The 18,916-nt window shown below is 64.6% G+C and carries 20 protein-coding genes and 1 other RNA gene; 18 read left to right on the top strand and 3 right to left on the bottom strand.

All coding sequences use genetic code 11. The features are described from left to right. Positions 1-3: 3 nt before the first annotated feature. Positions 4-2,313, bottom strand: a complete 2,310-nt coding sequence (locus G6N55_RS09780; RefSeq protein ID WP_085225837.1) for a nitric-oxide reductase large subunit — start codon at positions 2,311-2,313, stop codon at positions 4-6. A 304-nt stretch (positions 2,314-2,617) separates the two neighbouring features. Here G6N55_RS09780 and G6N55_RS09775 point away from each other — a divergent pair, with 304 nt between their 5' ends. Both G6N55_RS09775 and G6N55_RS09770 read left to right on the top strand, forming a co-directional pair. After that, the gene (locus G6N55_RS09775; protein WP_085225839.1) at positions 2,618-4,006 is read left to right on the top strand and encodes a WS/DGAT/MGAT family O-acyltransferase; all 1,389 of its coding nucleotides are present in this window, start codon (positions 2,618-2,620) and stop codon (positions 4,004-4,006) included. A gap of 2 nt (positions 4,007-4,008) precedes the next feature. After that, positions 4,009-4,413 (top strand): group III truncated hemoglobin, encoded by a 405-nt coding sequence (locus G6N55_RS09770; RefSeq protein WP_085225841.1) that lies wholly within the window; start codon positions 4,009-4,011, stop codon positions 4,411-4,413. A 5-nt stretch (positions 4,414-4,418) separates the two neighbouring features. Here the strand turns inward: G6N55_RS09770 and G6N55_RS09765 are convergent, their stop codons facing one another. Then, on the bottom strand, positions 4,419-4,847 hold the full coding sequence (locus G6N55_RS09765; RefSeq protein WP_085225843.1) for a pyridoxamine 5'-phosphate oxidase family protein: 429 nt from the start codon (positions 4,845-4,847) through the stop codon (positions 4,419-4,421). A 114-nt stretch (positions 4,848-4,961) separates the two neighbouring features. On the opposite strand from G6N55_RS09765, the gene G6N55_RS09760 reads away from it, so the two are divergent. Both G6N55_RS09760 and G6N55_RS09755 read left to right on the top strand, forming a co-directional pair. Then, positions 4,962-5,291, top strand: coding sequence for a hypothetical protein (locus G6N55_RS09760; protein ID WP_085225845.1), 330 nt, complete (start codon positions 4,962-4,964; stop codon positions 5,289-5,291). A gap of 83 nt (positions 5,292-5,374) precedes the next feature. Further along, positions 5,375-5,578, top strand: a complete 204-nt coding sequence (locus tag G6N55_RS09755; RefSeq protein WP_085225847.1) for a hypothetical protein — start codon at positions 5,375-5,377, stop codon at positions 5,576-5,578. Between the two features lie 32 nt (positions 5,579-5,610). Here the strand turns inward: G6N55_RS09755 and G6N55_RS09750 are convergent, their stop codons facing one another. After that, on the bottom strand, positions 5,611-6,972 hold the full coding sequence (locus G6N55_RS09750; RefSeq protein ID WP_085225849.1) for an FAD-dependent oxidoreductase: 1,362 nt from the start codon (positions 6,970-6,972) through the stop codon (positions 5,611-5,613). 184 nt (positions 6,973-7,156) lie between these two features. On the opposite strand from G6N55_RS09750, the gene prfB reads away from it, so the two are divergent. From prfB to G6N55_RS09680, 14 genes are all read left to right on the top strand, one after another. Then, positions 7,157-8,263: a peptide chain release factor 2 gene (gene prfB, locus G6N55_RS09745; RefSeq protein WP_085225851.1), complete on the top strand. Its 1,107-nt coding sequence runs from the start codon at positions 7,157-7,159 to the stop codon at positions 8,261-8,263. After that, positions 8,253-9,239, top strand: coding sequence for a mechanosensitive ion channel family protein (locus G6N55_RS09740; RefSeq protein ID WP_232078962.1), 987 nt, complete (start codon positions 8,253-8,255; stop codon positions 9,237-9,239). The genes prfB and G6N55_RS09740 overlap by 11 nt, the downstream gene beginning before the upstream one ends. Beyond that, the gene (locus G6N55_RS09735) at positions 9,236-9,709 is read left to right on the top strand and encodes a hypothetical protein (RefSeq protein ID WP_085225855.1); all 474 of its coding nucleotides are present in this window, start codon (positions 9,236-9,238) and stop codon (positions 9,707-9,709) included. Before G6N55_RS09740 ends, G6N55_RS09735 begins: the two co-directional genes overlap by 4 nt. 44 nt (positions 9,710-9,753) lie before the next feature. Beyond that, a complete protein-coding gene (gene ftsE, locus G6N55_RS09730) occupies positions 9,754-10,443 on the top strand; it encodes a cell division ATP-binding protein FtsE (RefSeq protein ID WP_085225856.1) in 690 nt (229 codons plus the stop codon). Then, entirely contained in the window at positions 10,443-11,336 is an 894-nt protein-coding gene (gene ftsX, locus G6N55_RS09725; RefSeq protein ID WP_085225858.1) for a permease-like cell division protein FtsX, read from the top strand. The genes ftsE and ftsX overlap by 1 nt, the downstream gene beginning before the upstream one ends. A gap of 2 nt (positions 11,337-11,338) precedes the next feature. Next, on the top strand, positions 11,339-11,848 hold the full coding sequence (gene smpB / locus G6N55_RS09720; protein ID WP_085225860.1) for an SsrA-binding protein SmpB: 510 nt from the start codon (positions 11,339-11,341) through the stop codon (positions 11,846-11,848). A gap of 53 nt (positions 11,849-11,901) precedes the next feature. Next, positions 11,902-12,690 (top strand): EamA family transporter, encoded by a 789-nt coding sequence (locus G6N55_RS09715; protein WP_085225861.1) that lies wholly within the window; start codon positions 11,902-11,904, stop codon positions 12,688-12,690. A gap of 53 nt (positions 12,691-12,743) precedes the next feature. Next, positions 12,744-13,985: an ATP-binding protein gene (locus tag G6N55_RS09710; RefSeq protein WP_085227003.1), complete on the top strand. Its 1,242-nt coding sequence runs from the start codon at positions 12,744-12,746 to the stop codon at positions 13,983-13,985. A 6-nt stretch (positions 13,986-13,991) separates the two neighbouring features. Continuing rightward, positions 13,992-15,029, top strand: coding sequence for a tetratricopeptide repeat protein (locus G6N55_RS09705; RefSeq protein WP_085225863.1), 1,038 nt, complete (start codon positions 13,992-13,994; stop codon positions 15,027-15,029). Positions 15,030-15,047: 18 nt separating this feature from the next. Further along, positions 15,048-15,893 (top strand): maleylpyruvate isomerase family mycothiol-dependent enzyme, encoded by an 846-nt coding sequence (locus G6N55_RS09700; protein ID WP_085225865.1) that lies wholly within the window; start codon positions 15,048-15,050, stop codon positions 15,891-15,893. 105 nt (positions 15,894-15,998) lie between these two features. After that, positions 15,999-16,365: a transfer-messenger RNA gene (gene ssrA, locus G6N55_RS09695) on the top strand. Between the two features lie 55 nt (positions 16,366-16,420). Further along, the gene (locus G6N55_RS09690) at positions 16,421-16,720 is read left to right on the top strand and encodes a hypothetical protein (RefSeq protein ID WP_085225867.1); all 300 of its coding nucleotides are present in this window, start codon (positions 16,421-16,423) and stop codon (positions 16,718-16,720) included. A 147-nt stretch (positions 16,721-16,867) separates the two neighbouring features. Further along, complete coding sequence (locus tag G6N55_RS09685; protein ID WP_085225869.1) at positions 16,868-18,031, top strand: aldose epimerase family protein; 1,164 nt, start codon at positions 16,868-16,870, stop codon at positions 18,029-18,031. 66 nt (positions 18,032-18,097) lie between these two features. Then, a complete protein-coding gene (locus G6N55_RS09680) occupies positions 18,098-18,907 on the top strand; it encodes a hypothetical protein (RefSeq protein WP_085225871.1) in 810 nt (269 codons plus the stop codon). The last annotated feature ends 9 nt before the right edge of the window (positions 18,908-18,916 follow it).

The raw sequence follows: 18,916 nt of genomic DNA, 5'->3' as shown, positions 1-18,916 counted from the left end.
CGATCAGTCCTTCGCCGGCGCGGTGGGTCCGACCTCGGCGTAGAGCGCGTGCTCGGGCAGCTCCTCGACCGTCGTACCGGAACGGAAGTGGCGCAGCGCGGTCCACGCGATCCAGACAAAGGGCAGGACACCTCCGACGATCATGATGACATCGCCAGGGAGGCGCAGCCATTCGAGAACCGCGTTGCCGGGCTTGGTGATGTAGCCCAGTGATCGTGCTTCGAAGTACCCGTCGCCGACCGAGTGGTAGAGCTGCAGCACACCCAGCGGCAACAAGGTGGCGAACACCATCCACGCCAGCCCGATATTCATGCACCAGAACGAGATTCGGGCCAGCCTTTCGGGCCACTTGTCCGGTGGAATCACATAGCGGAACGCGAACATCGCGAGGCCGACGGCGAGCATGCCGTACACGCCCATCATCGCCGCGTGCGCATGGTTGGCGGTCAGCGCGGTCCCGATCTGGTAGTAGGACACCACCGGCAGGTTGATCAAGAACCCAAAGACGCCCGCTCCCAGGAAGTTCCAGAAACCGACCGCGACCAGGAACATCACGGCCCAGCGGTGCGGGAACGGGTTCGCGTCACCCGACTGCTGGCGCGCACCCAGCTGCAGGAACGCCCACGCCTCGACTGTCAGGAAGGTCAGCGGGATCACCTCGGCCGCCGAGAAGAAGGCGCCCAGTGCCATGTGCTCGACTGGAGTTCCGGAGAAGTAGAGGTGGTGCATGGTGCCGATGACACCGCCCGCTGAATACAGGATGACGTCAAGGAAGATGACGCCCAACGCAATTCGCTCGCGCACCACGCCCAGCAGCACGAACATGTAGGCCACCATCACGGTGGTGAACAGCTCGAGGAAGTCCTCGACCCACAGGTGCACCACCCAGAACCGCCAAAAGTCGGCGACCGTGAAGTGGGTGTCACTACCGGCGAGCAGCCCGACGGCATAAAACGCCGGGATCGCCAGCCCCGAGAAGAAGAACAACCACGGCATGTTCAACTTCGATTCGCCTTTGAGCCGGGCGCGCATGCCACGCCAGATGATCGCGATCCACACGAACAGCCCAACGATCAGCAGGATCTGCCACAACCGGGGCAGGTCGAGGTACTCCCACTGCTGCGAGAACAGCCCGCCCGGGGGGATGACGCCGTAGATGGACAGCGCTTCGGAGATCAGCGAGCCGAACACCACCAGTGCGACCGCGCCCAACAGCACATAAGCGAGCAGCCCCTGACGTTTCGGCTCGCGACGGGCGATGAACGGCACCAGGAAGATACCGCCGGCGAGAAATGCGGCGGCGGTCCAGAACAGCGCCAGCTGCACATGCCAGGTGCGGGCCAGGTTGTAGGGCAGCATCCGAGCCAGATCCAGACCGAAGAACGTCGACAAGTCGGCACGGTAGTGCTCGGCGGCCGCGCCCAGCAGCGTCTGCGCCAGGAATAAGACCGACACCACCGCGAAGAACCAGATGCAGGCCCGTTGCGCCGGTGTCAGGCTCACCTCGCCGGGCTGGCGGAAGGACAGGTTGGATGCCTCGGCGCTGTGCCAGCCGACTTGCTGACTCCACCGTCCGTAGATCGCGAACATGACTCCGATGCCGCCCAACAGTGCGATCAGCGACAACGCCGACCACACGATCACCGCGGCGGTGGGACCGTTGTCGACCCGCTTCTCGGCCGGCCAGTTGTTCGTGTAGCTGTACTGGTGGCCGGGGCGCTCGGCGGCCGCAGCCCATGCCGTCCAGGCGTAGAACGCTGTCAAGTCACGGATTTGTGCCTTGTCGGTGATGAACTGCGGCAGCAGCCCGTATTTGGTTGAGTTCTCGCCGAAGTAAGCCGCGTAGTGGTTTTGAATGTGGTCAAACGCCGCGGCCTGGCGGTCGGTGAAGACCAGCGTCTTGGTATCGGCGTGGTAGCGGTTGGTCCGGAATTCGGTGACCACCCGATCGCGCGGATCCGCCATACCCTGCGCGCGCAGCTGATCGGCCACGTCGTCGGTTGCCATGCGCAGGTAGTCGGCGGTGTAGTCGGGTCCTAAGTAGGCGCCATGGCCCAGGATCGACCCGTACTGCATGAGGCCGCGGGACTGGAACAGTTCCTGGCCGCGGGTGATGTCGTCGCCGGTGAACAACACCTGGCCCGATTCGCTGACCACCTTGTCCGGCATGGGCATTGCCGCGGTATAGGTGCGATAGGCCAGGATGCCCATCACGAGAAAACCGAAGATCATGACCAGCGCAACACCCTGGAGCCATCCCTTTCCGATCAGGGGCTGCGAGGATTTCTGTTGGACGCTCTGGTCAGTGGCCATTTCGACGACCTTTCTGTCGGACGATGAGCCCTCACGGCGTCGAAGCGTGGCGACGCCACATAAACATCCAATGCTGGTTGTGCCGCGGAGGCAACAGTATTGCCCGCCGGATCTGATCAATAGGGACCAATGGCACTGATCTGGGGCCAATGCCCCTGGGGCACAGGGGCTTCGGGGTCCGCACTGTAGTGAATCCGGACCCCGCGACGAAGGGACTTTTGGCCCTAACACGAAACACCTTGCGGCGAGATGATGTAACTGCGGGTTGCAGATAAGCCTCACGTAGCTCGGAGGGTCGCTAATCATGAACCGCCTGACCACACTCGATGCCGGTTTCCTCAAAGCCGAAGACGCCGATCCGCGGGTCAGCCTGGCCATCGGCGGCCTGGCGGTCATCGAAGGCCCGGCGCCAGACCAGAGCGCGCTGATGTCGCAATTCGCCGAGCGGATTCGCGCCTGCCCGCGGTTCGGACAGCGGCTGCGGTTGTGGCCGTTCGACCTCGGCGCTCCGCAATGGGTGGACGATCCGAGCTTCGATATCGGCCGGCATGTGCGGCGCGTGGCGCTGCCACAGCCCGGAGATGATCCGGAGTTGTTCCGGGTGGTCGCCGATTTGATGGCGCGGCGTCTGGACCGGGATCGACCGTTGTGGGAGATCTGGGTGATCGAAGGTCTCAGCGACGGACGCTGGGCGATGCTGACCAAGATTCATCACTGCATGGCCGACGGGATCGCGGCCACGCACATGCTCGCCGGGCTGTGCGATGACGGCGTCGGTGACACTTTTGCCCGGCACGTCAGGGCCGCGAAGGAAGCGAAAAGACCTGCAGTGGAGGTCAACCCGTTGGCGATACTGGGCGGGCTGTGGAGCATGTCGGCCTCTGTGACCGCGGGCGTCGCGCGAGCGGCCCAGGGCGCCGCGGAGATCGCGCTCGGTCTGCTGCGTCCGGCTCCGTCGACCTTGAACGGGCCGATCAGCGATTTGCGCCGATACAGCGGCGCGCGGGTATCCCTGGCCGACGTCGAGCAGGTGTGCCGAGCTTTCGACGTGACCATCAATGATGTTGCGTTAGCGGCGATTACGGAAAGCTATCGCAATCTGCTGGTCAGGCGCGGCGAGCGGCTGCAGCCCGGTTCATTGCGCACCTTGGTGCCGGTGTCGATGCGGTCTACCGATGCGTTCGACAAGACCGACAACCGGGTTTCGGTGATGCTGCCACAGTTGCCGATCGACGAAGAGAATCCGGTCCGGCGGCTACGGGCCGTGCATGCGCGATTGGACCGGACGAAGGCCGGCGGACAACGGCAGGCCGGAAATGCGTTCGTGTCCATGGCAAATCATGTCCCGTTCGCGTTCACCGCGTGGGCGCTCGGGTTGTTGACACGGCTGCCGCAGCGCGGTGTTGTGACCGTGGCCACGAACGTTCCCGGTCCGCGGCGGCGGCTGCGAGTGATGGGCAAAAAGGTGCTGGGTGTGTTTCCGGTCCCGCCGATCGCGATGCAGCTGCGTACCGGTGTCGCGATGCTCAGCTATGCCGACGACCTGTTCATCGGAATTCTCGCCGACTACGACGGGGTAGCCGATGTCGACGAGCTGGCTCGCGGGATCGAAGCCGCGGTGGCTCGCCTGGTGGCCATCAGCAAACGGCGCAAGGCTCATTACGCGCGCGGACCGTTGTCCCTGGTGGTGTGACGATGGACGATCTGGTCGATCGCGCCGACGTCGAGGCACTGTTGCGTCGCTTCTATGACCGGGTGCTGATCGACGAGGTACTGATCGAGCCGTTCGCGCAGTTGCGGTCGGAGGGATTGGACGCGCACATCCCCGTCATGTGCGACTTCTGGGAGACCGTGCTGTTTCGCGCGGGCCGCTATCGTGGCAGTGCGCTCACCGTTCACCGTGTCATTCACCGACGAACTCCGTTGTCCAGCAAGCATTTTGTGCGCTGGCTGACCGTCTGGCACAACACCGTCGACGAGATGTATCGGGGGCCGGCGGCCGAGCGGGCCAAAGTGCAGGCCGCCAGGATCGCGTGGGCGATGCACCGGCGGCTGACCGGCGGTGACGCGCAAGAACTCGACGCGCTGCTCGCGGGCTGACCGGATCACGCAAAGCTTGCGTTCGGGTCGGGTTCCGGGCCGAAGGTGAAGTGACGCCCGGTGATTTCGGTCGGGGTCACCCGGACGTAGTGCTTCTTGACGGTCGCGGTCCACGGCACCAGCTGGGCGCGTTCGGCTTCCTCGATCTCCGCGGCGGTCCGCAGCACCCGGGCGCGGCCCCTGACGATCACGCTCCAGCCCTGCGCGACGTCATGGTCGTCGGCTTCGAACAGCACCACGCTGTGCCCGACGGCGGAAAACAACTTGGTGCCCTCGGCCGTGCGAAACAGCACGGTTCGGTTTTGCACCGCATAGTTCACCGGGAAGATCTCGGGCTCGCCGGCGAAACTCGTCACCAGCCGGCCCAGGGCGACCCCGCCCAACCTGCGCCAACTCTCGTCTTCGGACAAGACGACCGCGGGCTCATCAGTCATCGACCTCACCTTTCCTCGGCGGTTCGAGGTCGACGCTACGGCGAATCCAAGTGCGACAGTAGGGTCCTAGGTCAACTCACCCGAACGTGGTGCCGGTCGTCCTACGATGGCGGCGTGTGGGAATTCGGTCTGCTGCTTCTGCTCGTCGCGGTACTGGGGGGATTTCTTGCCCAGCGGTTCATTCCGCGCGGCCCGCGCGGCGAGCTCCTCAGCGGCACGTTGTTGGTGACCGGCGTAAGCCCCCGGCCCGACGTCACCGGCCAGCAATACGTCACCATCGCCGGTGTCATCAACGGGCCCACCGTCAACGAGTTTCCCGTCTACTGGCGGATGGCGGTCGACGTCGACCAGTGGCCGAGCATGGGCGAGCTGCATCAGGTGGTGTATTCCTCGAAGAATCCCGACAATTGGAAGTTCGCCCCGCCCGAAGCCCCCGCGGGCTAGATGGCGAAAGCGGTTGTGGTGCCGGATCGGCGCGGGATCCATTTGCTTCTTGCATTGTGGGTGCCAGGTGGCATTCTTTAGCCATGGCGGGCAAAGAGATCGACCCGATCCGGGCGAGAAGTGCACTTGCAGTGATCCGGCAGCACCCGGTCCTGGTGCTGTTCGCGGTGTCGCCGGCGCTCGCGGTGCTGGGCATCGTCTGGTGGCTGGCCGGCGCCGGGTGGGCCATCGCCTCAGCGATCGTCCTGTTGCTCGCCGGCGCGGGCCTCGTTGTCGTCAGGCGCTGAATCAAGCCCAGCCCCAACGCTATTGGATACGATCAGCCGTGGCTGATCCGTAGCAGCTTCTCCAGGCTCGGCAGTTTGACGCGCGGGCGGCCGTGCGGTTCGCCGGCCGCACGCTCATGGCGATCGATGATGTCCCAGTGCGCCGAGGTGACCAGCTTCGGTTGGCGCGAGGCCAGCCAGCCGGCCAATTTGTCGGCATGGTCATCGGGGAATCCGGACGGTTCGTCGGCGCCGGTCAGATCGTTGATCAGGGTGTCGACGGTTTCCTGGGAGTCCTTCTTGTTGGTGCCGATGACTCCGGTCGGCCCACGCTTGATCCACCCGACCACGTATTCGTTGCGGCGGCCCGCAACACGGCCGTCGGTGTTGGGGATGGTCGCGCTCTTCTCGTCGAAGGGCAGGCCCGGGGTGGGCACGCCGCGGTAGCCGACCGAGCGCACGACCAGTTGCGCCGGTAGCTCCTCGCGTTCTCCGGTGTCCTTGGCCGACACCCGCCCGCTCTCGTCGGCGACCAACTCGTTGCGGCCGAGCACGATTCCCTCGACCCGCTCGTCGCCCTTGATCTCGATCGGCGACGTCAGGAACCGGAACACCATCCTGCGGTTTCCCGGGCGGGGTTCGCGGTGGGCGTAGTCGCGCAGCACCTTGATGTTCTGCTTCGTGGTCTTGCCGGCGGCCTCGGCATCCTCGTCACTGATGCCGTCGAGCTGCGCGGGGTCGACGATCACGTCGACGCCTTCCAGGTCGGCGAGTTCGCGCAACTCCAGCGTGGTGAACGCGGTTTGCAGCGGTCCGCGCCGGCCGACGACCACCACTTCCTCGACGCCGCAGGGACGCAACGATTCCAGCGCGTGATCGGCGATATCGGTGGTCGCCAGCGCGTCGGGGGCGGTGATCAGGATGCGTGCGACGTCGAGGGCGACATTGCCGTTGCCGATGACCACGGCCCGAGCCCCCGACAGATCGGGGGAGATCTGCTCGAAGTTCGGGTGCGCGTTGTACCAGCCGACGAAGTCCACGGCGGCAACGCTGCCGGGCAGCTCCTCGCCGGGGATGTTGAGGGAACGATCGGACTGCGCCCCGACCGCGTAGATCACGGCGTCGTACTGCTCGGCGAGTTCGGCGGCCTCGATGTGGTCGCCGACCACCACGTTGCCGAAGAACCGGAAGCGCGGATCGGCGGCGGTCTTTTCGAATTGCTTGCTGATCGACTTGATCTTCGGGTGATCGGGCGCGACACCCGAGCGCACCAGCCCCCACGGCGTCGGCAACATCTCGAGCATGTCGATCGCGACGTCGATCTCGTCGGAGGTATCGGCGGCCTTCAGCAAAGACGCTGCGGCGAAGAACCCCGACGGTCCGGAGCCGACGATGGCGACATGAAATCGACGCATACCCAAGCCTTCTGTCCGTGCCCGGCTGCGACGCAAGGGGCTGAGAACGGGCTGGGCGTCGCAGTCGCGGGCGCACATGATGGTGACTCGATGCTAGACGGTTAACCCCGGCGGGTTGTCGAAGAGCTGCGCGTCGCGACCTGAGCATTCGCCGCCGACCTGCGCGCCGGTAACGTGGTCGGCTGTGGAACCCGACCGTCAAGCCGATATCGCCGCCCTCGACTCCGCCCTGACCACGGTGGAGAGGGTGCTCGACGTCGACGGTCTGCGCCACCGCATCGAGAAGCTCGAACACGAGGCCTCCGATCCCAAACTGTGGGACGACCAGGCCAACGCGCAGCGCGTGACCAGCGAGTTGTCGCACACCCAGGGCGAGCTGCGCCGCATCGAGCAGCTGCGCCAGCGGGTCGACGACCTGCCGGTGCTCTACGAGCTCGCCGCCGAGGAGGGCGGCGCCGACGAGCTGGCCGAGGCGGACGCCGAGCTGAAGGCCTTGCGTGCCGACATCGAGGCCGCCGAGGTGCGCACCCTGCTGTCGGGCGAGTACGACGAGCGCGAGGCGCTGGTCACCATCCGCTCCGGCGCCGGCGGGGTGGACGCCGCGGACTGGGCCGAGATGCTGATGCGGATGTACATCCGGTGGGCCGAGCAACACAAGTACGGCGTTGAGGTGTTCGACACGTCCTACGCCGAAGAGGCCGGGATCAAAAGCGCCACCTTCGCAGTCCACGCACCGTTTGCCTACGGCACGCTGTCGGTGGAACAGGGCACCCATCGGCTGGTGCGGATCAGCCCGTTCGACAACCAAAGCCGGCGTCAGACATCCTTCGCCGAAGTCGAGGTGCTCCCGGTCGTGGAGACCACCGATCACATCGATATTCCCGAAGGCGATCTGCGTGTCGACGTGTACCGATCCAGCGGTCCCGGCGGCCAATCGGTGAACACCACCGACTCGGCGGTTCGACTCACCCACATCCCAACCGGTATCGTCGTGACTTGCCAGAACGAAAAGTCGCAATTGCAGAACAAAGTTGCGGCGATGCGGGTTCTTCAAGCAAAGTTGTTGGAGCGCAAGCGTTTAGAAGAACGTGCTGAGCTGGACGCGCTGAAAGGGGACGGCGGCAGCTCCTGGGGTAACCAGATGCGCTCGTACGTATTGCATCCGTATCAGATGGTCAAGGATCTGCGGACCGAGTACGAGGTTGGCAATCCCGCGGCCGTCTTGGACGGGGACATCGACGGATTCCTGGAAGCGGGGATCCGGTGGCGCAACCGAAAAGATGACGACTAATACAACTCTTCTTGCCTTCTCGATGACGCAGCAGTGGCACGGCTTTTGGCACGGCCACATCGGTGGCTGGATCCTCGACCAGGGCCTGCGCATCGTGATGTTGCTGATCGCCGCGGTGCTCGCGGTCCGCGGCGTCACCTGGGTGGCCGACCAGGTCACCAGACAGCTCGACGTCGGCTTCGCCTCCAGCGACGCCTTGGTGCGTTCGGAGGCGACCAAGCACCGCCAGGCCGTGGCGTCGGTGATCCAGTGGGTGTCGATCGTGCTGATCGCGATCTGGGGCGTGGTCCAGATCAGCGACGTGCTGAACTTTTCGGTCGGCGGTCTGGTCGCGCCGGCCACCGTCATCGGTGCCGCGCTGGGTTTCGGTGCTCAGCAGCTGGTCAAGGATCTGCTCTCGGGCTTTTTCATCATCGTCGAGAAGCAGTACGGCTTCGGTGACCTGGTCTCATTGACCGTCGCTGGGATCAACGCCGAGGCGCGCGGCACGGTCGAGAACGTGACGTTGCGGGTGACCCGGCTGCGCTCGTCGGACGGCGAGTTGTTCACCATCCCCAACGGCCAGATCGTCAAGACCATCAACCTGTCCAAGGACTGGGCGCGCGCGGTGGTCGACATCCCCGTCTCGACCAGCACCGACCTCAACCGGGTCAACGAGGTCTTGCACGAGGTGTGCGACCACGCGATGGACACCCCGCTGCTCGGTGAGTTGCTACTGGACGCGCCCACTCTGATGGGCCTGGAAAGCATCGAAGTCGACACCGTCACGCTGCGCATGGTGGCCCGCACGCTGCCCGGCAAACAGTTCGAGGCGGGCCGCCAGTTGCGGGTGCTGGTCATGCGGGCACTCGGCCGCGCCGGCATCGTCACGACCGCCGAGGCGACGGTGAGCGTCGTCGAGGACGACCCCGGCGTCCCTGCCGCGCAGGCCGCCGAGGCAGCACACGAGATCGCGCACGAGTCGGTGAAACCGTGAAGCTGACCCTCAACGTCCTCGAGAAGAACCGCGACGAGGACCGCCGCTGGCCGCGCTATGTGTTCGGCGGCCGCATGCGCACCTCGACGGTGGCGCTGATCCTCGCCTTCCTCGCCGTCTGGTGGGTTTACGACGCCAATCGCCCCGAGCCGGCTCCCAAGCCGGCCGCTCCGCAGGTCGTGCCGCCGGGTTTTGTGCCCGACCCGAACTACACCTGGGTGCCCCGCACCAGGGTGGAGAATCCTGCACCAACCAAAACGTTCACCCCGACGCCGACGAGCACGGTGCCGCCTACGCCGACCACCACGGAACCACCGCCGCCAACGACCACCTCACCGCCGCCGTTCCAGCTGCCCTGCCTGCTGCCGCCGCCCTTCTGTCCGCCCAGCTCCAGCCCCAGTTCACCACCCCCGCAGCAGCCAATGCCGGGGCCGGGACCGTCGCCCACATCGGCGCCACCGGCGCGCTGATCTTCGCGGTTCAGCGAAATTCACCGCTACACTGGCGTGCCGTGATGATCACCCTTGACCATGTCAGCAAGAAGTACAAAGCGTCGGCCCGTCCGGCGTTAGACGACGTCAACGTCAAAATCGACAAGGGTGAGTTCGTCTTCCTGATCGGCCCGTCGGGGTCGGGCAAATCGACGTTCATGCGGCTGCTGCTGGCCGCGGAGACGCCGACCACCGGGGACGTGCGGGTGTCGAAGTTCCACGTCAACAAGCTGCCGGGCCGGCATGTGCCCAAGCTGCGCCAGGTGATTGGCTGCGTTTTCCAGGACTTCCGTCTGCTACAGCAGAAGACGGTGTATGAAAACGTCGCCTTCGCGCTGGAAGTCATCGGCAAGCGCGCCGAGCAGATCAATCGGGTCGTGCCCGACGTGCTCGAGACGGTCGGCCTGTCCGGCAAGGCCAATCGGCTGCCCAACGAGCTGTCCGGTGGTGAGCAGCAGCGGGTGGCGATCGCGCGTGCGTTCGTGAACCGCCCGCTGGTCCTGCTGGCCGACGAGCCCACCGGCAACCTGGACCCCGATACCAGCAACGACATCATGGATCTGCTGGAGCGGATCAACCGCACCGGGACGACGGTGCTGATGGCGACGCATGACCACCACATCGTCGACTCGATGCGCCAGCGCGTCGTGGAGTTGTCGCTGGGCCGGCTAGTGCGCGACGAGCAGCGCGGCGTCTACGGGATGGACCGCTAGTGCGCTTCGGCTTCCTGCTCAACGAGGTCCTGACCGGTCTTCGTCGAAATGTGACGATGACGGTCGCGATGATCCTGACGACCGCGATTTCGGTCGGGCTGTTCGGCGGTGGTCTGCTGGTGGTTCGGTTGGCCGAGCACTCCCGCGCCATCTACCTCGACCGCGTCGAGACGCAGGTGTTTCTCACCGAAGACGTATCCGCGAACGACCCGGCGTGCAGCACCAATCCGTGCAAGGCGTTGCGCACGAAGATCGAGGGCCGCGATGACGTCAAATCGGTTCGCTTCCTTAATCGTCAGGATGCCTACGACGACGCCATCCGAAAGTTCCCGCAGTACAAGGACGTTGCGGGCAAGGATTCCTTTCCCGCGTCGTTCATCGTCAAGTTGAACAATCCCGAGCAGCACAAGGACTTTGACCTTGCGATGCAGGGACAGCCCGGAGTGCTCTCGGTTCTCAACCAGAAAGACCTGATCGACCGGCTGTTCGCGGTCTTGGACGGATTGAGCAATGTCGCGTTCGCCGTCGCATTGGTGCAGGCTGTCGGCGCGATTCTGTTGATTGCCAACATGGTTCAGGTTGCGGCCTATACGCGGCGTACCGAAATCGGGATCATGCGGCTGGTGGGGGCCAGTCGTTGGTACACGCAGTTGCCGTTCCTGGTGGAGGCGATGTTCGCGGCGGCCCTCGGTGTGGCGATTGCGATTGGCGGTTTGCTCGTGGTGCGCGCATTGTTCCTGGACAACGCGTTAAACCAGTTCTACCAAGCCAATTTGATCGCTCGCGTTGACTACGCCGACATCCTTTACATCTCTCCGATTCTGTTCCTGCTCGGCGTGTCGATGGCGGGCTTGACGGCTTACGCGACGCTGCGCCTGTACGTACGGCGTTAGCTGTGGCCGGAAAGTCCAGCGGGGGCAAGGCGACTGGTGGCAAGCAGGGCGGCAAAAAGATTGTCGCCTCCAATCGCAAGGCGCGGCACAACTATTCGATCCTGGAGTCGTTCGAGGCCGGAGTGGCTTTAGTCGGTACCGAAGTGAAGAGTCTGCGGCAAGGACAAGCCTCGCTGGCCGATGCGTTCGCGACCGTCGACGACGGCGAAGTGTGGTTGCGTAACTTGCACATTCCCGAGTACGAACACGGTAGCTGGACAAACCATGATCCGCGTCGCAATCGGAAGCTGTTGTTGCACAGGCGACAAATCGACACACTCATCGGAAAAATCCGAGATGGTAACCTGACGCTAGTTCCTCTCTCGCTGTATTTCTCAGAGGGCAAGGTCAAGGTCGAACTCGCACTAGCGCGAGGCAAGCAAGCACATGACAAGCGCCAGGACATGGCGCGCCGCGACGCCCAGCGTGAAGTACTACGTGAACTGGGTCGCCGAGCAAAGGGTATGAACTGATCGGAGCCGCTTACGCGCAGCTGTCCGCCGTCTCGTACGGGGTCAGCGATTTTATGGGCGGCGTGGCAGCTCGGCGGGTCGCGGCGCTGCGCGTAATGCTCGCCGCGTACCCGCTCGAGGCTCTGTTGCTGGGCCTGATCGCTCTCGCAGCGGGAGGTCCGATCCATTCCGGCGCGATCTTCTGGGGCTGCCTCTACGGCGTCGGTCAGGCGTTCGGCATGTGGGCGTTCTACGCGGCGCTGGGTTCCGGCCCCATCTCGGTGGTCGCGCCGCTGGCGGGCGTGCTCAATGCCGCGGTACCCGTGGCCGTCGGGGTCGCGATGGGGGAGAGGCCCGGCCCAGCTGCGTCGGCGGGGGTCGTGCTGGCCGTCATCGCGGTGATGCTGGTCAGCCGTGAGGCGTCGGTCGAGGGCAAGACACAGTTCCGGTTCACCCCCAAAGTGGCCTGGCTCACGATTTTCGCCGGGTGTGCGTTCGGGCTGGACCTGGTGTTCTTGCACCAGTCACCGCACGACTCCAAGCTTTGGCCGCTGATGTTCGCGCGGCTGTCGGCCACCGTGGTGATCACCGTGCTGGCCGCCTCGAGACGCAATCTGCGGCTGCCGCGGGGCGAATCGATGAAGCTGGCGTTGGCCATTGCGCTGCTGGACATCTGTGCCCTCGTGACCCAGTTGATAGCGCTGCAGTCGTGGCTGCTGTCGTTGGCCAGCATCATGATTTCGCTGTATCCGGCCGCCACCGTCGTCCTGGCGATGATGGTGTTGCGCGAGCGGGTGACCCGCTGGCAGGGGATCGGCATGGTGTTGGCCATGGGGTCGGTGGCCATGATCGCCGCCAACTAACTTCGCTGGCGCGACCTACTATGGTCCCGGCGGGACTAGGTCGGGAGAAAACGTTGGGTGAAGACCCGGTTATTCGGGAGCTGTCCGCTGCCGTGGAACGCAGCCCCGACGGGGTGGAGTTGCGGTTGCATCTGGCCGGCCTGCTGGCCGACCGGGGGCGCTACGCGGAGGCGCTGGGCCACTGCAGCGCGGCGCTGAGCCAAGACGCCGGCAACGCCGACGCGCTGAGCCTGGTGCAGCGCTGCAGCACCGCGCTCGCGGCGCCTGCGCAGCCGGCCACCGAGGGGACGCCGGTGACCGGGCGATCAGCCGGCGACGCGCAGTTCGATTGGTCCAGCGCCGAGCGGCAAGTCGCCGACATCATCGAGCCGGCTTTCGTCGACGCGCCCGCCGATGTCGTCAACGAAGGCGACTTCGACGTCCTGGAGCGCAGCGCGGTACGCCTCGACGATGTCGCGGGCATGGCCGATGTCAAACGCCAAATTGAACTTTCGCTGCTCGGCCCGATCCGCAATCCCGAGCTGATGAAGGCGTACAAGGTCTCGGCACGCGGTGGCCTGTTGCTGTACGGGCCACCCGGCTGCGGCAAAACCTATATCGCCAAAGCGATTTCGGGTGAACTCGGGGCGAACTTCTATCAGGTGGGAATCGCCGATGTTCTGCACCATTGGTTCGGGGAGAGTGAACGCAGCATCCGTTCGGTTTTCGACAGCGCTCGCCGCAACGCTCCGTGCGTGCTGTTCTTCGACGAATTGGACGCGTTAGGGCATCGGCGTTCGGCGTTGAGCGGCAGCTCCGGGATGCGGCCGGTCGTCAACACCTTGCTCGAAGAAATGGACTCGGCGACGTCCACCAACGACGGGGTGTATGTGCTGGGTGCCACCAATGCGCCCTGGGATGTCGACCCCGCGTTGCGGCGGCCCGGCCGGTTCGACCGGATGATCTTCGTGGGATTGCCCGACGCCGAAGCCAGGACGGGGATTCTGCGCTCGCACCTCAAAGATCGGCCGGTGGCGGGTATCGACCTGAAGTCGATCGCGAAGCGCACCGACGGGTTTTCGGGCGCCGACCTGGCGCATGTATGCGACAGCGCAACGCAATTGGCGATGTCGGCGTCGATGCGCAGCGGGCAGGTTCGCCCGGTGACGATGGCCGATGTGGACGAAGCGGCGGCGCAGATCCGTCCGAGCACCGGGCCGTGGTTCGAAGTCGCGCGCAACATCGTCGAATTCGGTAACAACGACGGAACCTACGACGATCTGGCAAAATACCTGCGGCGCAGGAAAATTCGGTAGCCGTCGATGGCATCGGAGCCCGGTGTCAACCAAGCCGACCAGGCCATTCATATTGCCGAGGCGTACTTCGACACCGAGAATTACGAACGCGCACGGGATATTCTGCGCCGTTCCCTGGCGCAAAACCCAAGCGATCCCGGCCTTTTGGCGCAACACGCTCGCGCTGAATACCTGCTGGAAAACTATGACGGTGCTTCGCGCAGCGCATACGCCGCACTTGCCGCCACGCCGCAGCACGAGTTGGCCATGCGGATCTATGCGTTGTCGCTCGATGGCCTCGGTCGTCACGGTGACGCGCTCTGGATGGCGTGGCAGGGAGTGGAAACTCATCCGAATGAGCCTCTGCAACATCGGGTTTACGCACGGCTGCTGCAAAAATCCCGCCAATTGAATTCCGCGCTGGTGGTCGTCGACGAGGCGTTGCGGCTCGACCCGGCCAGCCCCGACGGGCTGGTGCTGCGGGGCTCGATCCTGCATGACATGGGCCGTATCCGGGAATCGACGGACTCCTACCGGCAAGCGCTGGCGCTGGATGCAAACCACGCCGCCGCGCTGAACAATATGGCCGTCAATCGGCTGCAGCGCGGCAACTTCGGCCACGCCCTGCGCGGGTTTCTCGGTGCCGCCGGCAGCGACCCGGCGCTGGGCGATCTCGTCCGCAGGAATATCGGCGCCGTGCTGGCGAAAATGTTGCGGCGGCTGACGGTCGTCGCGACTGTTCTCGCGATCCTGACCCAAATTGTCGGGTTCACCCAGCACGACGGTCATTCCACCGTGGGGCTGCGCGGGGCGACCGGATTGGTGACCGCGGCGCTGATCTTCATTCTGGGTCGCCTGCTCCGCGAGATACCCCGCTCGGTGCTGGTGTCGGTGTTGCGGGGGCGGGGCTTTGTCGTCGCCCGCCTCATCCATGCATTGCTGGTGATTGCCCTCGGCGCATTCGTGACGGCCTTCGGCGCGTTTGTCTGGACGGTCGCGGTGGCGGGCATGCTGACGATCGCCGGCCTGATTTTGGCGCGGCTGGGTCTAACGCTGGGCCGTTAATCGGCCTAGCATCCGACCATGGCCGCACGTGTTGTCACCGTTCTCGACAAGTCCGATGTGCTCAACGGTCTGTTCGCGGTGTGGGACTCCATCGATGCGCTGCTCGCCGGGTTGCCCGAGGCCCAGTGGCGGGCGGCGACGCCGCTGCCGGGCTGGGACGTGCAGGGTGTGGTGTCGCACGTCATCGGCACCGAGTCGTTCCTCTCGGGCATCGCCGCGCCCGAACCGGACATCGACGTCAAGGCGCTCGACCATGTGCGCAACGACATAGGGGCAATGAACGAGTGCTGGGTGCGCCACCTCGGCACGCAATCCGGCAGCAGCGTTCTGGAGCAATACCGCTCGGTAACCGACGGACGCCGCAAGGTCCTGCAGGACATGTCCGAGGAAGTTTGGAACGCCGAGACCATCACGCCCGCGGGTCCCGAGAGTTACGGGCGGTTCATGCGGATCCGGGTCTTCGACTGCTGGATGCACGAGCAGGACATCCGCCTGGCGATTCAGCGTCCGTCGTCGGACGCCGAGCTGGAAGGTGCTGCCTCGCGACTGTCGCTGGACGAGGTCGCGGCCACCCTGGGCTTCGTCGTCGGCAAGCTGGCCAAGGCGCCCGACGGTTCCCGCATCCTTTTCGACCTGACCGGTCCGCTGGCGCGCAGCATCCGGGTCAGTGTCGACGGGCGCGCCCAGGTGGTGGCAGATTTCGGCGGGCAGGAGCCGACGGCGACCGTGCGGGTGGACGCCCTGCAGTTCACCAGGCTCGCCGGCGGGCGCCCGATGTGCCCGGCGCGCCCGCAGGACATCGAACTCGGTGGTGACAGGGATGTTGCGGCGCGGATCGTCGAGCGGCTGAACTTTGTGATCTGACCGCAGCCTGGCCCGGGAAGATAATTCCGTTGCCGCTGGTTGGTAGGGCCGTACAATGGAGTGTCCTGCCGAAAAGCGGCAGGGATGTGCGAAAACACAAGACAAGGGGCTGAACGGTTTCGACTTCGCGCATCGAATCAAGGGAAGCGTGCCGGTGCAGGCAAGAGACCACCGTAAGCGTCGTTGCAACCATATAAGCGCCGATTCTCATCAGCGCGACTACGCTCTCGCTGCCTAAGCGAAGCTAGTCTGTCGGACCGGGAACGCCCTCGCCCCGGACCCCGGCATCAGCTAGAGGGATCCACCGATGAGTTCGGTCGCGGGACTCATCGGGACACCAACAGCGACTGGGATCGTCGTCCTGGCTAGTTCGCGTGATCAGGAGATCCGAGTAGAGGCATAGCGAACTGCGCACGGAGAAGCCTTGAGGGAATGCCGTAGGACCCGGGTTCGATTCCCGGCAGCTCCACCGAAGGGCCGCAGAGATGCGGCCCTTTTTCGTCGGTGGTGGCTGCGACGATAGCGGCATGGACGACGACCAGGATGCTGACGACGCGGAGTTCGAGTTACCCGACGGCAGGAAGGTGCGGATTACCGGACGGGCACTGGAGTTCTTCGATGATCATGACGGCTGCCCATTTTGCATTGGCCGGGCTGCTGCACACCGTGGCGAGCCTGAGGACAGCAATCCGTACCCCGCAGTCGACATGTCCGTGGGTTCGGTCGACCGCTATGAGACGGACTACGGCTTGTGGCTAGCCGGATACGGCATAGGCTCAACCGAGCCGGGCGGTCTGCTGTGGTTTGAGCAGCCAAACCGAGACTGATGCACAAGGTCCTTGATTCCCGGCAGCTCGACAAATGGGTCGCGGAGATGCGGCCCTTTTTCATACGTCAACCGATGGCCGGCATTAGCCTCAGTGGGCGTAATTCTGGCGCACAGGTGCGCGCAGAACGAGTGTGAGGGAGCGCCCGTGGGCGGCAATCGACTGCTTCGGCTGATCGCCGTCGCCGGTGTCGCGGGTTTGGCGGCATGCAGCAACACGACGACCACACCCGCGGAGCCGCCGTCGATCGCCGGCGAGCCGTTCGGTCAGGTGGATGGGACGCCGGTGACCCGCTACACGCTCACCAACGGGCACGGCATGCGCGTGCGAATCCTGACCTACGGCGGCATCATTCAGTCGATCGAGGTCCCCGATCGCGCCGGGCATGTCGGCAATGTGGTGCTGGGCTTCCCGACCCTGGCCGGTTACCTCGACAACACCGGATCAGCCAAGACTTATTTCGGCGCGATCGTCGGCCGCTACGGCAATCGGATCGCCAAGGGCGCTTTCTCGTTGAACGGCAACGAGTATCACCTGCCGATCAACAATAACGGCAACAGCCTGCACGGCGGCACCGCGGGCTTCGATACGAAGGTGTGGCAGGCCAGTCAGCAGAACACGAACGACAGCGTGGGCCTGAAGCTCCAATATGTGAGTCCCGCAGGCGAAATGGGCTACCCGGGAACGCTGACGACCACCGTCACCTACACCCTGAACCAGCGGAACGAACTGCGCATCAACTACCGTGCGACCACCGATGCGCCGACCGTGATCAACCTGACCAATCACAGCTACTTCAACCTGGCCGGCGAGGACACGCTCGACAGCTACGGCCAGCGGGTCACCATCCATGCCGACAACTACACGCCCACCGACCCCACGCAGATCCCGACCGGCCAGATCGCCCCGGTGCGGGGCACACCGTTCGACTTCACCGCGCCGACCCCGATCGGCGCGCGTATCACCGCGAATGACCCGCAGCTGTTATTGGCCCACGGTTACGACCACAACTGGGTGATCAACCGCGGCAACAACACCGGGCTGGTGGAAGCGGCCAGGGCCGAGGATCCGCAGACGGGGTGCACCCTGACCGTCTCCACAACCGAGCCCGGTGTGCAGTTCTATACGTCCAACTTCATCGACGGGGCGTTCGCGGGCACTAGCGGGCATGTCTACCGGCAGGGCGCGGGATTCACGATGGAGACCCAGCACTACCCGGATTCGCCGAATCACCCGAGCTTCCCAGCCACCACGCTCAACCCGGGCCAGACCTACGATTCGACAACGGTTTTTGCCTTCGGCACGGAGTAGCCTTTTAGCGCGCTCCGATGGAGAGCGCGAGAACGTGGCATCGCGGCCGGGAGGAGAGAAGAGCTCGTGGGGATTCGTACGCAGAAGGTCAGCGCCTACCTCGGATTCGCGTGGGTAGCCTTGTTCTTCCTCGGCTTTTGGGGCATCGCTCGTTTCGTCCCGCCACCGTCGCCACAGTTGGGTCCGCAGGAGATCAAGGAATTCTTTGCGGGCAACACCTCTGGCATCCGCATCGGCATGCTCATCAACATGTTGGCGGGAGCGTTGATGCTCCCATGGTGCGCGGCGTGGGCAGTTCAGATGAAGCGGATCGAGGGCCGAACCTCGCCGTTGACCTACACCATGATCATGTGTGGGGCGTGCTTGGTGCTCGAGTTGATCTTCCCGTGCGCCTTCTGGCAGGTAGCCGCATTCCGGCCCGAGGGTGACCCCGAGATTATCCAGCGTCTCAATGACCTTGCCTGGCTGCCGTTCCTGGGCATCCTGTCCACCGCGGTGATCCAAGGCTTCGTCATGGGCGCCGCGATTCTCAAGGACGCTCGGCCGGTCCCCGCCTTCCCGCGCTGGGCCGGCTACTTCAACTTCTGGATTGTGATGATGTTCTTCCCCGCCGCGTTCATCTACTTCTTCAAGACCGGTCCGTTTGCATGGAACGGTCTGCTCGCTTGGTGGCTGATCGTGTTCGTGTTCGCCGCATGGATCCTGGTTGACACCGTGCTGCTCCTCGGCGCCGTCCGGCATCAGGAGACTCACCCGGACGCCGCGGCCAAGACGCTGGATGACCTCGCCGCCGAGATCGAGCTGCTGCGCCGCGAACAATCGCCCACAGCGACTAAATCCGTTGGGGCCGAACACATATACCAGCAGAATGATTGATAACTGGTG

Origin of the sequence: Mycobacterium florentinum, assembly GCF_010730355.1 — a bacterium.
Lineage (GTDB): Bacteria > Actinomycetota > Actinomycetes > Mycobacteriales > Mycobacteriaceae > Mycobacterium > Mycobacterium florentinum.
This window is presented reverse-complemented; position numbering and strand designations above follow the sequence as displayed.

Bases quoted from the DNA above. Each gene is read 5' to 3' on its own strand.
- G6N55_RS09755 (WP_085225847.1), top strand. From the start codon at position 5,375: ATGGCGGGCAAAGAGATCGACCCGATCCGGGCGAGAAGTGCACTTGCA.
- G6N55_RS09700 (WP_085225865.1), top strand. From the start codon at position 15,048: ATGGCCGCACGTGTTGTCACCGTTCTCGACAAGTCCGATGTGCTCAAC.
- ftsE (WP_085225856.1), top strand. From the start codon at position 9,754: ATGATCACCCTTGACCATGTCAGCAAGAAGTACAAAGCGTCGGCCCGT.
- G6N55_RS09770 (WP_085225841.1), top strand. From the start codon at position 4,009: ATGGACGATCTGGTCGATCGCGCCGACGTCGAGGCACTGTTGCGTCGC.
- G6N55_RS09705 (WP_085225863.1), top strand. From the start codon at position 13,992: ATGGCATCGGAGCCCGGTGTCAACCAAGCCGACCAGGCCATTCATATT.
- G6N55_RS09750 (WP_085225849.1), bottom strand. From the start codon at position 6,972: ATGCGTCGATTTCATGTCGCCATCGTCGGCTCCGGACCGTCGGGGTTC.
- G6N55_RS09780 (WP_085225837.1), bottom strand. From the start codon at position 2,313: ATGGCCACTGACCAGAGCGTCCAACAGAAATCCTCGCAGCCCCTGATC.
- G6N55_RS09765 (WP_085225843.1), bottom strand. From the start codon at position 4,847: ATGACTGATGAGCCCGCGGTCGTCTTGTCCGAAGACGAGAGTTGGCGC.
- G6N55_RS09715 (WP_085225861.1), top strand. From the start codon at position 11,902: ATGGGCGGCGTGGCAGCTCGGCGGGTCGCGGCGCTGCGCGTAATGCTC.
- G6N55_RS09690 (WP_085225867.1), top strand. From the start codon at position 16,421: ATGGACGACGACCAGGATGCTGACGACGCGGAGTTCGAGTTACCCGAC.
- G6N55_RS09740 (WP_232078962.1), top strand. From the start codon at position 8,253: ATGACGACTAATACAACTCTTCTTGCCTTCTCGATGACGCAGCAGTGG.
- G6N55_RS09775 (WP_085225839.1), top strand. From the start codon at position 2,618: ATGAACCGCCTGACCACACTCGATGCCGGTTTCCTCAAAGCCGAAGAC.